We start from the raw sequence: 13,932 nt of genomic DNA, 5'->3' as shown, positions 1-13,932 counted from the left end.
CTTAAAATAAATGGTCTTTCAAAAACGAATTTATCAAGACCGCTTTGGGTAATTCCTCTATGGCTTCTAAACTATATAGACTCAGGCCTATTGATTCTTCAACCTCTTTCCTTAAACGGTTTGGCAACGAAACCAGATAAAATTGCGCCATAATTTTTTGGTGGCTCAGCACATGCTTGTAGGTTTGGTCAACGGGGGTAAATGCAGCCACGGCTTCCTGAAGGGCTTGTTCCAGCTGAGATTTTACTTCAGGTGCGGGTAAACCTGGCGCCTCAGACTCTACCAGAAAGAAGTCATACAGGCCCATCCAGATATCGTTCTGCGTGCGCTTTTTCATGTACACCTGGTCGCCCACCTGCAGGACCAGGTACTGGAAAAATCTTTGCCGGCTGCTTTTGGCCTTTTCCTTGAGCGGCAGGGCATTCACCAAGCCATTCAAAAACGCGAAACAGGTCTGCTGCAAAGGGCAAAACAAGCAGTCTGGTGCCACGGGTGTGCACTGGATGGCGCCAAACTCCATGATGGCCTGGTTGAACGTGTCAGGCTCGTCTTGCGGAATGAGGGAGTTGGCTAATTCTTCAAACACTTTCTTGCTGGCGGGCGCGGCAATGTTCTCATACTTGCCAAACACCCGCGCCAGCACCCGGTACACGTTGCCGTCCAGCACGGCCACCGGCTCTCTGTAGGCAAAAGACGCAATGGCCGCCGCAGTATAACTTCCTACGCCCTTGAGCTTCAATAACTCTTGGTACGTGCCCGGGAACTGACCGCCAAATTCTTCTACCACCTGTTTGGCCGTGAAATGCAGGTTGCGGGCCCGGGAGTAATAGCCCAAACCTTGCCAGAGGCGCAATACTTCATCCTGCGGGGCGTTTGCTAAGTCAGAGACCGTGGGGAACCGTTCCATGAACCGCAGGTAGTACGGCAGGCCTTGTTTTACCCTGGTTTGCTGTAAGATGATCTCAGACAGCCAGATAGCGTAGGGGTCACGGGTTTCGCGCCAGGGCAGGGCCCGCTGGTGCCGGTGGTACCATTGAATGAGCGCAGAACTAAAGAAAGAGGGGGTGGGAGCGGGCATGTGCGGTCTTTAACGTGTTGGTTTGCTGTTACTATGCGAATAAAAACGCAGTTTATTTTTTAATTAAATGTTTTACTTTCCAAAAAGGCCGGTTACCTTTGTGCCCCGATTTCGGAGTGCTGCAGCAGTGCAGCCAAGTTGCAACAAACATATTCATCTTCACTCAAATACTAATCGTTTAAACAAGTGACTAAAGCAGAAGTTATATCAGAAATTGCGGACAAGACAGGGATTGAGAAATCTGATGTTACGGCAACCGTAGAGGCGTTCTTCAAAGTGGTTAAGGACTCTATGGCCGATGGCAATAACATTTATGTGCGTGGCTTTGGAAGCTTTGTGAATAAGAAGCGCGCCAAGAAAGTAGCCCGTAACATCTCCAAGAACACCTCTATCATCATTGACGAGCACTTTATTCCTAGCTTCAAACCGTCTAAGACCTTTGTAGCTAAGATCAAAAACAGCAAAAAAATCAAGGAGGCGGTTGTTTCCTAAGCTTTTTGTATCTTTGCAGCCTTAAAACCTGAGTTTTTAATTACCTATTGGTCTGAGAATTATGTCTAAAGGACGTGTTGCGCTTGTCATTTCTGCCATTGTACTGGTTGTTGTGCTGGCCCTTTTGCCAAAAGTGATTATAAACAAAGACAAGAAAGGTACCTTTGCCGCCGATGGTACCGCCGCCCCCGTTGCACAGGAGCATGACCCTAATCACCCGGGCCATGAAGACCACGCAGAAGAGGCAGCGGCCCCTATGCCAGGTAATCCGGCAGAGGCTCACGCCGCCGCTACGCCCGCCCAGTTAAAGGAAATCGCAGAATTGCGCACCAAGTTTAACCGCGAAAGCAACAGCCAGGCAAAAGCCCAGACGGCCACCCAACTGGGAGAAAAGTTTGCCAACATCAGCAAGTATGACAGTGCCGGCTACTTCTTTGAGCAGGCAGCGCTGGCCAGACCTGGTGAGAAAAGCTACCAGAAAGCGGCAGACCAGTATTTTGAAGCCTTCACCTTTGCTGCCACGCAAGATAGATCCCAGACCATGGGACAGAAAGCGCGGGAGCTCTATGAGAAGGTCTTGAAAAACAACCCTGCCAACCTGGACGCCAAGACCAACACGGCTATGACCTACATCGCCAGCGACAACCCCATGAAAGGCGTGACGCTGCTGAGAGAAGTGATTGCCACAGACCCTAAAAACGAAAAGGCGCTCTTTAACCTGGGCGTACTTTCCATGCAGTCTAATCAATATGACAAGGCGGTGGAGCGTTTCAGGGAGCTGGTGATGGTGAACCCTAGCCACGTAGACGGCAATTTCTACCTGGGCGTGTCGCTGGCAGAGACCAAGCAGAAGGGAGAAGCCCAGAAGGCGTTTGCCAGAGTAAAGGAGTTAAGCAAAGACCCAGAGGTGTTGGCTTCTGTAGACAGCTATCTGCAGAAGATGAACAACGCCCAGTAACACAAGAGTTAAAATATTTTTCACTTATAAAAAGATCAAGACTATGCCTTGCGGTAAAAAAAGAAAAAGACATAAGATTGCTACCCACAAGAGAAAGAAGCGTCTGCGCAAAAACAGACATAAGAAGAAATAAGGCATAGTCCTTTGATCTTAAAAGCCCACATTGCCAAGTATTTGGTAATGATGGGCTTTTGGTATATTCTTTCATCTAAGCATCAAACACATTGAGTAACGAATTAATTATTAATTCTACTCAAGATGGAGAACGAATAGCCCTTCTGCAGGATAAGCGACTGGTAGAGTATCATTTTGATAGAAATGACACCAACTACTCAGTGGGAGATATTTTCCTGGGAACCGTCAAAAAGGTAATGCCCGGTCTGAACGCAGCGTTCGTAGACATTGGGTACTCCAAAGACGCGTTTCTGCACTACCATGATTTGGGAGAGAACATTAAGACTCTCAACAAGTTTGTGAAAGTGGTGCAGAACCAGAGAAACGCCTCTGCCAAGCTAAACCAAGTCAAGTTTGAGCCCGAGATAGAAAAGCTGGGCAAGATGGCAGACGTCCTCAAAAAAGGACAGCAGATCTTGGTACAGATTGTCAAAGAGCCTATCTCCACCAAAGGCCCGCGTCTTTCTTGTGAGATTTCCCTGGCCGGCCGTTACCTGGTGCTGGTACCCTTCTCAAACACGGTAAGCGTGTCTAAGAAGATTGTCAGCAAAGAGGAACGCACCCGCCTGAAACGCCTCATCACCTCCATTAAGCCGGAGAACTTTGGCGTCATTATCAGGACCGTGGCCGAAGGCCGGGAAGTAGCAGAACTAGACAAGGACCTGCGTGGCATGGTGGCCACCTGGGAAGAAGGGATTAACACTTTGAAGACCGCCAAAGAGCGCGACAAAGTGATTGGGGAGCTAGGACGCTCCTCCTCCATGTTGAGAGACATATTGAATGAAAGTTTTGACAACATCGTGGTAGATGATGCCAAGTTATACGACGAGATCAAAACTTACATTGAGACCATCGCCCCGGATAAGCTGAAGATTCTGAAGCATTACACGGGCAAGGTGAAAACCTTTGAACACTTTAACATTGAAAAGCAGCTGAAGTCCCTGTTTGGGAAGACAGTGAGCATACCAGGCGGCGGCTACCTTGTGATTGAACACACAGAGGCCCTGCACGTGGTAGATGTGAACAGCGGCAACAAATCCAACTCTGAGACAGACCAGGAGGCCACCGCTCTGAATGTGAATCTTACTGCGGCCAAAGAGGTAGCGCGTCAGCTGCGCCTCCGGGACCTGGGCGGAATCATTGTAGTAGACTTTATTGATATGAAGTCTGCCGAGAACCGGCAAAAAGTGCAGGATGTAGTAAAGGAAGAGATGAAAAAAGACCGGTCTAAGTACACGGTGCTGCCCATCTCCAAATTCGGACTCATGCAGATTACCCGCCAGCGCGTACGGCCTGAGCAAAACATTGTAACCGGTGAAGTCTGCCCCACCTGTCAGGGAAGCGGCAAGATCTCGGCCAGCATTCTGGTAACGGATGACATTGATCAGACCATTGAAGATCTGTTAACCCGCCAGAATCAGAAAAACATTACGCTGTACGTGCATCCGTTCTTGCACGCCTACTACACCAAGGGATTACTCTCCAAGCAACGGAGATGGTTCCTGAAGCACATGAAGTGGGTGACCGTGATGAAGGATACGGCCATGGCCCTCACAGATTTCAAAGTGATGGACGAGCACGGCGATGAGATTGAGCTGAAATCGGCTTACTCAGAAGTGAATAGTTTACAAGACAGAGACGTGGTAGAAGAATAACATCTGCTGCGCCTTATAATACAAGAAGAAGCCCCTGCCTCAACAGAGACAGGGGCTTCTTCTTTTCAAGGACTTCCGTTTTTGGCCTGTTTTCTGGAAAACAGGCCAAAAACGACTTAGAATTTAATGCCTAGATCCAGGGAGAAGGAATTGTTCTTGAGCTCTACCTTGTCGTCGCCAAACAGGTCTGAGTAGTAGCTGTCATCTGCGTCTGTGAGGCCGCGGTGGTAGGTGATGCCGCCAAACAGCTTGGTGCTCTGGCCCAGGTTTCTTTCTGCCCCAATGCCAATGAGCACGTCAATCTCAAAGGTGTTGAAGCGCTTGGTGTACTTGTCGCCGTCTGGGTCTACTTTCTTCTCGTTCACCTTGGCGTTGAGCATGGTGTTCAAAGAAGTACCCGCCTGAAAGTAAAACCGCGTCTCTGGCGTGATTTCATTGGTGAACAACTTGAGGGCCACTGGAATCTCCAGGTACTGCAGGCTCAGCTCGTCCTTGCCGCTTTTGGTGATGGTGCCGCCCACAGAAGCCGGGTCTGGGTACGAGTAGTTATAGGCCACGTTGCCGCCTTTGATGTTATAGATCAAGCCAGAAGACACGGCGTAGTTGGCGCCAAAGAAGTAGTCGGCTATCACGCCAATCCCAAAGCCTGGTTTTGCGCCTTCGCCGTCAAACTTATACTTGTCCTGGGCAATGGTTCGGCTAAAGGCCAGAGAAGGGGAGATCTTCACGCCAATTTCTACCTGGGCACTTGCGTTATGTGAACTGAACACCAAGGCCAGCGCAAACGCGGTGGCTGTGATACAACGAATCATCTTCATGTTTAAGAATAAGAAGGTATTGGTGAATGTTAAGTAAATTTGACCAAAGATAAAGAAGGAAACCCATGAAAGGACGTCTGCTGTTGCTTTTTACTGCACTGCTGTGGTTTGGTTGCCAAAAGAAAGGCTGCCAGATACCAGAGGAGATTGCCAATGTACCGGTAAAGATAGAAGTGGAGCAACTGGAGAAGCGCTTCTACGCCATCAACGGCCTGCCCCAGATGCAGCAGTTTCTGCAGCAGGAGCCCTTGTTTGCAGACCGTTTCCTGCAGCGCAAAAGCTATCCCAATGACCAACTGCTGGCCCAGAACCTTCTGCGCATGGCCACAGACACCAGCCTGGCCCGCTTGGTCAAGCAGTCAGACGCCGCCTTCGGGGATTTGACCGAAGTGGAGAAGGAGCTGGAGAACGGCTTCAAGCACGTGAAACATTACTACCCCAATTTTTACGTGCCGCCGGTAAAATCCTTCGTCTCTGGCCTGAGCCGCGACTTGCTGGTGTCTGACAGCCTGATTGTGCTGGGGCTGGACTTCTTCATTGGCAGAAAGGCCGCGTTCCGTCCGCAGGCGCCGCAGTACATTCTGGAGCGCTATGAAAAGGAGAACCTGGCGCCGTCTGTCATGCTGCTGGTGTCCAACAAGTTTAATAAGACAGACTTTGTGAACAGCACCATGCTGGAAGAGATGATTGACTACGGCAAGTCTTTTTATTTTGTGGAACGCATGGTGCCCTGCACGCCAGACTCGCTCATTATTGGGTACACCGGCCAAGCCGTGGCCGATGTGCAGCACAACGAAGGGAAAATCTGGGCCCACTTTATTGAGAAGGGCCTATTGTATGAGACCAGCCAGTTCACCATAAGAAAGTACATTGGCGAGCGGCCCAACATCCCAGAGATTAGTGCCCGCTGTCCGGGCCGCGTGGGTGCCTGGGTGGGTTGGCAGATTGTGCGCCAATACATGGAAAAGAATCCAAACGTGACCCTGCCGCAGCTTATGAATGAGAAAGACGCACGCAAAATCCTGGACCAGTCCAAGTACAAGCCTCAGAAGAAATAGATTTTTCGAGACACAAGACATTAGATTCAAGACGAGTTTGATACTCCGTTTTTGGGCTGTTTTCACCAAAACAGCCCAAAAACGATATCTACCTCAAGTCTGGATCTTTGCTAATATCAATTTCCGGCTTACAGCCGAGAATTACCAAATTCTAGCCTATACACGCTGCCATACCTAGGGTCCTTGTCATGGTTGGTGTTATCACTCATAGTCTAGGTTCAAGAAAAAAGGCAGCATGGGGTATTATAGCTTTCTGATAAAACACTTGGCGGCAGATTGGTCTACAAGTGGCAGGCATCCGCTTGCTTTTATGTGCCTTGTTGTACCTTAAACGAAGAAGTCATTTGGCGCATGGTTGTTAGTTTTTGAAAGGTAATCGTATCATAGCGAGACAGTTTCCATTAACCAACTCATTACTTATTTCCTTCGTTTTTAGCCTGATTTCCAGAAAACAGCCCAAAAACGGTTTATCATTCCTGCATGCACATCGCCCTGTTTCATCAGTACCATCATAATCCAGACTGCCCTGCCACGTGCCGGCATTATACGTTTATGGAGGAGTTGGTAAAACGGCACCAGGTTACCTTGATCACTTCAGATGCCTGGGAAAGCAAGCGCCTCACGCACCAGTTTCCGTGGGTGCCTGAAGGAGTGGAGTTGGTGTCTGTACATGTGCCTTACCATAACAAGATGGGAAAACTGCGGAGGCTGCAAGCCTTTGCCTCCTTCGGTCTGCATGCCTTCACCCAAGGTCTGAAACTTGTTAAGCCAGATGTCATCTGGGGCGTGTCTACGCCTTTGACCACCGCCTGGGCTGCTGCCAGAGTAGCCAGTTTCAAAAAGGTGCCCTGGATATTTGAAGTGCAGGATTTGTGGCCTTCTTTTCCCATTGAGATGGGCGCCTTGCCGTTTAAGCCGCTGCAACGTCCGCTGTATGAGCTTGAAAATAACTTGTACCAATCGGCTAGTCACATCATCACGCTGTCACCGGGCATGGAGCAGTATGTGCTGGGCAAAGGCGTGCCGGCAGACAAAGTGACTACCCTGGTGAACGGCACGGAGGTAGAGTTGGCCCATGTGTCTACGCAAGCACAGGAAGCGCTTAGGCAGTCTATTGGCGTGCAGGGAAAGCAGGTGGTTTTATACGCGGGCACTTATGGCCGCGCCAATGATATGCCCTTGCTGTTAGAAACAGCCAAACGGTTGCAGCACCACCCAGATATAGTGTTTGTGTTCACGGGGCAAGGTTATGATGAGCCTCTGCTACAAAAGGCGGCCCAAGAGCTTTCCAATATACTTTTGTTGCCACCCTTGCCCCGCCATCAGGTTTTTGCCTTGTTTGCTTTGGCAGCAGTATCTGTGGTTTCGTTTATAGATCTGCCGGTGCTGCAGGCCAACTCCCCCGGAAAGTTCTTCGACAGTTTGGCGGCCGGAACGCCCGTGGTAGTGACCAATCCTGGTTGGACCAAAGACCTGGTGGAGCAGCACCAGTGCGGCTGGTATGTGCCGTCTGGGGACAGTGCTCAATTAGCTCATTCCTTAGAACGCCTCCTCTCTGACAAGACCACTTTGCAAACCATGAGCCAAAACGCCGGGCAGGTAGCCGCCGCCCAGTTTGACCGAGGCCAGATGGTGCCTCACCTGGAAGCCATTTTCAATAGGGCAGTGCACGGGGCAAGGTAGCCAGCCACTGGCGTTCTGATGAAAAATAGTTAGCTTAGAGGACATATGTATGTACTGCATTTAAGGCACTCCTTCCCCTTTTGCGTGTTCCCCGTCCAGCGGATTATGTTTCTTGTAGGACTGTTTCTTGCCCTGACTGCCTATCAGACAAATGCTCAGGCTGTTAAGCGTCCGGTGAGCCAGGTACAGCAACTGTTGGCCGCCGCAGAGGAAGACCGGCTCACTATGCAATACGTGCCCGCCTATCTTACCTATGAGAAGGCGATGACCCTTCTTTCTCCCTCAGATTCTGTCCAATGGATTGCCGTGAAACATGGCCTGGCTTCCTGCCTAATCAGATTGAATGCGCCCGAAGCTGCCCAGGAACTATTGAGTGCCACCCAGAAGGTAATCCAGCGCCGGTTTGGGGAGAAAAGTCCCCAGATGCTGGAATGGTATGACCTCATGGGCGAGTTGTATTACAAGCGTCTGGTAGCTGATCCTGCCTTAGCCTACTGGAAGAAGGCCAACCAACTGGCCTTGGAATTGTACGGCCCGGCGCATATGCAAACGGCCAGAACCTACCGCCAACTGGGTCGCTTCTTCATCGGGGAAGCTGGTTTGGCGGTCTCGTATGCCCTCAAAGCCGTACAAATTCTAAGGCACCAGCCCCAGCATCTGCAACATAAAGAAGCCTTGGTGTATTATAATATTCTGGGCTATGCCATTCATGAGGAAGCTTACCAGAAAGCGGGCTATACGTTAGAAGGAAAGCACCATGCCAGCAACCTGCACGCCGCCCTGGCTTATTATGACAGCGCCCTCTTAGCCGAGAAAAGCAGAAGGGGCAACCAGAAGGCCTCCACAGCCATGGTCTACCACAACATAGGCAACTCGTATAACAACCTGTATGGCTTCCGGAATGATTTGGCACCGGCGCTTCAGAAGGGAGCAGATAGCTATTTTGCCTCGGCAAATGCCAACTATGACAAGGCCATTGCTCTGTTTGAGAAGAACAAGGTGCACCCGGGCAGCGCTACGCTTACGCTGGTGACAAAGGCTATTCTGTTGCAATTAAAAGACGATTGGCACAACAGCCTAGAGTTGTACACGCAGGGTATGCGCCGGCTTATGCCCCGTGAGCACATCAAAGACGCGCTGCAGGTACCAATCGTGCCCAGAGGCATTCCACAACGAGAATACCTTTTGCTACTGACCGGGAAAATCAAGTCTCTCCTTAAACTCTATGAGGCGAATAAGAACCCGGCCTATCTAAACTCCTACCATCAGCACGTGGTGCAGTACATTTCCTTTCTGGAAGAAGCGAAGCGCGAGGCCACCTCATTAGCCGGCAGCACCGCCAACATTGACTATGAAGGAGCGTCTGAAGGGTATGGCTGGGGCATCAATTCCAGTTATTTGCTTTATGAGACTACCGGCCAGGAGCGCTATCTGCAGCAAGCCCTGGACATTACCAACCGGTTTAAAAGCTACAGCCTGCTCCACAATGAAGTAAAGTACCAGAATGGCCCGGTGGAGGGAGGAAAGTCAGCTTCTGAAATTGCGTCACAGCAGTTAGAGGAGCGCTGGAAAGAACTGGAAGAGAAGAAAGCCCTGCTGGATCTGTACCCCGAGCTGGGGCAGGCCTCCACTTTTAAAGGAGTGGAAGTCCAATGGCAGAATACCAAGGCTCAGTTAGAGGTCCAACGCGGCAAAGGGCCATCAATGTTAACCATACCCAAAGGACAAAACATCCCCACGCTGCAACAACTGCAAAAAGAGCTTTCAGGCGAAGAAGCTTTGCTGGAACTGGTACATTTTGACCGGGGAATCACTCCGCAGAGGAACAAGCTCTTCGCCTTTGTCATTACCAAAGAGAAGGTGACTTTCCTGAAGTTGGCAGACATGGATAGCACTTTGTTGACGACCATTCCGGCGTTGCACCAAGCGTTGGCGCTGCGGCAGAATGAGCCTTACCGTCAATCTGCCTACCAGGTGTATGCAAAAGTAGCGGCCCCAATACTACGTCACCTGCCTGGGCAAATCAAAAAGCTGATTGTGCTGCCAGACAGCGAGTACTGGCGGATTCCGTTTGGCGCTTTGCTCACCAAGCCCGTGGGCCATTTCAATTTCAGGGAGTATCCGTATCTGTTGCAGCAATATGATATCAGTTACGGGCATTCTTCGGCATATTGGTACGTGCTCCGGAAGGGACGGGCCTTCAGCAAACTGCCGCAACGGCCTTCCATCCTCGCCCTGGCGCCCTATGCCCTGTCAGGTAAGGGTGCTTCTTTCTTGCAGCTGCCGTTCACGGCTTCTTTGCTAGATTTTCTGCAACAACGTACCCCCGGCACTTATTTGGTAGACAGCAGAGCCACCGAGGCCTTTTTTAAGCAACACGCCCATAAATATTCTATTTTACACCTGGCCACGCACGCAGAGGCAAACGCAGAAGATCCGGCATTGTCAAAGTTTCAGTTGGCCAAAGGCGGCGGGGAAGACGGGGCTTTGTATTTGGAGGAGTTGCTGCAATTGAACCTGCGTCCGGCTTTGGCAATTCTAAGCGCCTGCGAGACCGAACTGGGCGTGTCTGCGCATAGGAACCGGGCCAAGGTGCACAGCCTGAGCTGGAGTTTTAAGTTCATTGGTGCCCAAAGCACCGTAGCCACTCTCTGGAAGGTAGATGACCGCAGCACCGCAGCACTCTTGAAAGGATTCTATGAAGGTATTTTATCCGGCGAAGACAAGTCCATTGCGCTGTCAGACGCCAAGCGCAGATATATCACCCAAGTGCGCACCGCAGAAGAGGCCCACCCATTCTACTGGGCAGGGCTGGTACTCAATGGGCAGGAACAAGCATTTGAAACTTCTTTTGAGCTAGGTAAATGGCTGAAACTCGCGCTGGCGGCTTATCTGCTGTTGTTGCTCTTGTTTGGGGCACGCCAGGTCTTTCTACAGAGAACCAGACGCTAACACCTGCCTTGCCTCTTTCTGGAACACGTGCCCTGGCTGCTGAGCAATCTCCTGGAATACCGCTTTAGCCTCCTTCTTTTGGTCTGACTGCCAAAGCGCGTAGGCACGGTAATAGGCCGCTTTTTCTGAATAGGCAGAAGTAGTAAGGGCCATGTCAGTGAACTTGGCTAACGCAGCGGCGGGTTGTTGGAGTTTTAGGTAGAGAATACCCTTGAAGAACGCGGTGGTGTCTTCGCCGGCTTGCGCGGGAATCTCATGCAAAGCCTTCTCAAACTGGTTGGACCTGTAGGCGTTCATAGCCGGTGCCCAAGCCTGTGAAGCGCCCATTAATACGGGCAGGCCCGGTTCTTCAACATACGTGTGGGCGGTGAGTTCTTGCGTGTGGGCTGTCTTGTACAGGAAGAGCGTGACAGACAGTGTGATTAGCAGCACAATGCTGGCAGCAATCTTCCAGAGGGGCATCTTTCTCTGTGCCACTGGGGGCATCTGGGCATCCCAGGCCTCCAGCTTGTAGTTAAGCTCCTGGCGCTTGCTTTCCTTTATGCCCTCTACCAAAGTCAAGTACTGCTCATACAGCAGGCGCAAGGCAGGGTCGCGGGTCAGGGCTGTTTCAAACGCCTGTCTCTCTGGGGCAGACATTTCTTGTCTGCGGTATGCTTCAAAAGCCTGTTGGGTTGCTTCTTCTTCTAACAATGCCTGAGCAGACGCCTAACACAGCGCCTAAATGTTTAACTGTTCAACTTTTTCTCTTAAGATAACGGACAACTTACGCAGGCATTGCAATTTCTTTACCTTGGCCACATTCTCGTTCTTGTACCCCATCTCGCGGGCAATAGACGCCATGTCATAGTCATGGAAGTAGTAGAGTTCCAGCACCCGCCTGTTGTCTGGCGGTAATTGGGCAATGGCTTGGTGTACCAGTGTCTTCTGGTGAGCCTGTGCCTCTTCTTCTTCTAGCGTGTTGTCTTCTATCTTAATGTCAGAAACATCAACAAAGTTAGTGGCAGACGCCTTATTTCTTAAAAAATTATGGATGTGGTTTTTGGCTACCGCAAAAAGGTAGGTCTTCAACTCACAGGAAAGATGGGTTAATTTGCCAGAGGCGGCGTTTTCATAGAAGGCCACCATGGTCACCTGAAAGATATCCTTGGCCTCTTCTTGCTCCAACTGGTACTGCCGGCAGGCCCAGTGCACAAAATCATCTCGGTGTTGCTGGTACAGCTCCCGTAAACAAGTCTCATCGCCGGCCCTCAGCCTGCTCAGAACTTTATCTTCCCCTCGTATCAAAGCCTATTGTATTAAATATGGTATATATATGCGGTGCCTGTGTTTCTAGCGTCTACTCAGGCTTTGCACAGGACAAGGCAGGCAGTTAGAGGAGAAGAAAAAGAGACAGAGTTTCCAACTGCTAGTTTACGAAATATTAAAGTAGCGCCACTACGTATTAAACTCGATTTACTGGTAATAAATACTTATTTTCTGTAATTCTACTCTTGTGTGTTTAACTTCTTAGTACGTAGTGCTGAAGGACTTAAGGTGTTTGGCTGCCTTGGAGACTGGTTATAGTGGATAACCTTTTTCATGAAAGTGTCGTTTTTGGGCAGTTTTCCAGAAAACAGGCCAAAAACGCGGCGGTTAACCGAGCTTGTTCTGGGGATCGTCTGGCTTGTTGGGCCAGTTTTTCTGGAAGTAGGCACAGAAGTGGGTGAGGGGGCACCGCTCGCACTGGGGAGTACGGGCCAGGCAGATGTAGCGGCCGTGCAAAATGAGCCAGTGGTGGGCCTTGGGCACCAGGTCCAGCGGGATGTATTGTAAGAGCTCCTTTTCTACCTCCAGCGGGGTTTTAGCCGTGGCACTGACCAAGCCCAGACGCTTGGAGACCCTGAACACGTGCGTGTCTACGGCCATGGCCGGCATGTTGAAAATAACCGATGAAATCACATTGGCGGTTTTGCGGCCTACGCCGGGCAGTTGCTGCAGTTCTTCTATGGTACTGGGCACCTCGCCGCCAAAACGCTCTACCAGCATCTTGCCCAGCCCCGCCAGATGCTTGGCCTTGTTGTTAGGGTAGGAGATGCTCTTGATATAGGGGAAAATATCCTCAGAACTGGCAGTTGCCAACACCTCTGCGGTAGGGTAGGCCTCAAATAGGGCAGGCGTCACCAGGTTCACGCGCTTGTCTGTGCACTGGGCGCTCAAGACCACGGCAATGAGCAGCTCATAGGGCGTGCGGTAGTCCAACTCGGTCTCAGGCTCTGGAAAGTGCTCTGTAAAATAAGAGATAAGGTGACGGTACCGTTCTGGCTTGCGCATAGGTGAAAGAGGTTCTAATCCTGCAAATTATAAAAAAAGAAGCTCTGTTGCCACTTAGAGTAGAACGCAATCCCAGCCTGCTTTTTACATTTTTTTTACGGGCTGGCGTCAAGAATAACTACCTTGGGGAAAGGTGAACATAGCAGGCATATATAATGAGGAAGATTTTTACTAGGCTATTAGGGACTATGCTATTCTTGGGAAGTGTGGCGGGCTGCACCAAGAAAGACAAATACTACCGTTTCTCAGAGAAAGAACTGGACTTTGTGAGCTACAGTCAGGGCCAAACCTTAAAATTCTTAGACACGCTAGGTCAGGTACAGACTGTGCCCCAGCTTGTGTATAGAAGAGAGATGGTAGATGTGACCTACTGGAGTCTTTGGGGTGGACGAGAGTTTTTGGAACAATATGAGGTAAGGTATTCTTCAGGACAAGGTATTTCTCTAGATGTGAGCCTGGAGGCCGGTAGCCTAACAAGCGGCTATGGCTTTTCACTAATGGTAAATAATTTCTGGAGGGACTTAACGCCTGAAGAAGAAGTGGCCTCTCCTGTTCCAACGGTCATCAATGGGCAGACCTACCAGAACGTCTATACTTTCACGGCTTATCCTACAAGTGGTGGGTACAAAAAGGATTCTGCCACCGTGTTTTGGAACCGCGAGTACGGGCTTATTCAATTGTTATATTCCAACGGCAAATCCATCACCAGAACAGACTAAAAACAGACAGGCCCCGTCTACTTTCATAGACG

At 50.3% G+C, this 13,932-nt stretch carries 12 protein-coding genes; 7 read left to right on the top strand and 5 right to left on the bottom strand.

What is annotated here, in order from left to right; genetic code table 11:
- Window position 1: 1 nt before the first annotated feature.
- Complete coding sequence (mutY, locus tag GU926_RS10145) at window positions 2-1,078, bottom strand: A/G-specific adenine glycosylase (protein WP_160691484.1); 1,077 nt, start codon at window positions 1,076-1,078, stop codon at window positions 2-4.
- Window positions 1,079-1,264: 186 nt separating this feature from the next.
- Between mutY and GU926_RS10140 the strand changes: the two genes are divergently transcribed.
- From GU926_RS10140 to GU926_RS10130, 3 genes are all read left to right on the top strand, one after another.
- Window positions 1,265-1,570, top strand: a complete 306-nt coding sequence (locus GU926_RS10140; protein ID WP_066506288.1) for an HU family DNA-binding protein — start codon at window positions 1,265-1,267, stop codon at window positions 1,568-1,570.
- A 61-nt stretch (window positions 1,571-1,631) separates the two neighbouring features.
- Window positions 1,632-2,528, top strand: coding sequence for a tetratricopeptide repeat protein (locus GU926_RS10135; protein WP_160691482.1), 897 nt, complete (start codon window positions 1,632-1,634; stop codon window positions 2,526-2,528).
- A gap of 224 nt (window positions 2,529-2,752) precedes the next feature.
- A complete protein-coding gene (locus GU926_RS10130; protein WP_160691480.1) occupies window positions 2,753-4,357 on the top strand; it encodes an Rne/Rng family ribonuclease in 1,605 nt (534 codons plus the stop codon).
- A 116-nt stretch (window positions 4,358-4,473) separates the two neighbouring features.
- On the opposite strand, the gene GU926_RS10125 is transcribed toward GU926_RS10130, so the two are convergent.
- Window positions 4,474-5,175, bottom strand: a complete 702-nt coding sequence (locus GU926_RS10125) for a porin family protein (protein WP_160691478.1) — start codon at window positions 5,173-5,175, stop codon at window positions 4,474-4,476.
- Window positions 5,176-5,240: 65 nt separating this feature from the next.
- On the opposite strand from GU926_RS10125, the gene gldB reads away from it, so the two are divergent.
- From gldB to GU926_RS10110, 3 genes are all read left to right on the top strand, one after another.
- Window positions 5,241-6,233 carry a gliding motility lipoprotein GldB gene (gene gldB / locus GU926_RS10120; protein WP_232058290.1) on the top strand — a complete coding sequence of 331 codons (993 nt, stop codon included), beginning with the start codon at window positions 5,241-5,243 and terminating at the stop codon, window positions 6,231-6,233.
- A 480-nt stretch (window positions 6,234-6,713) separates the two neighbouring features.
- On the top strand, window positions 6,714-7,916 hold the full coding sequence (locus GU926_RS10115; protein WP_160691476.1) for a glycosyltransferase family 4 protein: 1,203 nt from the start codon (window positions 6,714-6,716) through the stop codon (window positions 7,914-7,916).
- Between the two features lie 105 nt (window positions 7,917-8,021).
- A complete protein-coding gene (locus GU926_RS10110) occupies window positions 8,022-10,868 on the top strand; it encodes a CHAT domain-containing protein (RefSeq protein ID WP_160691474.1) in 2,847 nt (948 codons plus the stop codon).
- Here GU926_RS10110 and GU926_RS10105 read toward each other — a convergent pair.
- The 3 genes from GU926_RS10105 to nth all read right to left on the bottom strand — a co-directional run bounded on the left by GU926_RS10105 (window position 10,848) and on the right by nth (window position 13,181).
- Window positions 10,848-11,507, bottom strand: coding sequence for a tetratricopeptide repeat protein (locus tag GU926_RS10105; RefSeq protein WP_160691472.1), 660 nt, complete (start codon window positions 11,505-11,507; stop codon window positions 10,848-10,850). The two genes, GU926_RS10110 and GU926_RS10105, sit on opposite strands and share 21 nt — an antisense overlap.
- 81 nt (window positions 11,508-11,588) lie before the next feature.
- Window positions 11,589-12,155, bottom strand: a complete 567-nt coding sequence (locus GU926_RS10100; protein ID WP_160691470.1) for an RNA polymerase sigma factor — start codon at window positions 12,153-12,155, stop codon at window positions 11,589-11,591.
- Window positions 12,156-12,503: 348 nt separating this feature from the next.
- The gene (gene nth, locus GU926_RS10095; protein WP_160691468.1) at window positions 12,504-13,181 is read right to left on the bottom strand and encodes an endonuclease III; all 678 of its coding nucleotides are present in this window, start codon (window positions 13,179-13,181) and stop codon (window positions 12,504-12,506) included.
- A 188-nt stretch (window positions 13,182-13,369) separates the two neighbouring features.
- Between nth and GU926_RS10090 the strand changes: the two genes are divergently transcribed.
- On the top strand, window positions 13,370-13,900 hold the full coding sequence (locus tag GU926_RS10090; RefSeq protein ID WP_160691466.1) for a hypothetical protein: 531 nt from the start codon (window positions 13,370-13,372) through the stop codon (window positions 13,898-13,900).
- Window positions 13,901-13,932 lie beyond the last annotated feature (32 nt).

The sequence above is a fragment of the Nibribacter ruber genome, assembly GCF_009913235.1.
Classification (GTDB): domain Bacteria; phylum Bacteroidota; class Bacteroidia; order Cytophagales; family Hymenobacteraceae; genus Nibribacter; species Nibribacter ruber.
This window is presented reverse-complemented; position numbering and strand designations above follow the sequence as displayed.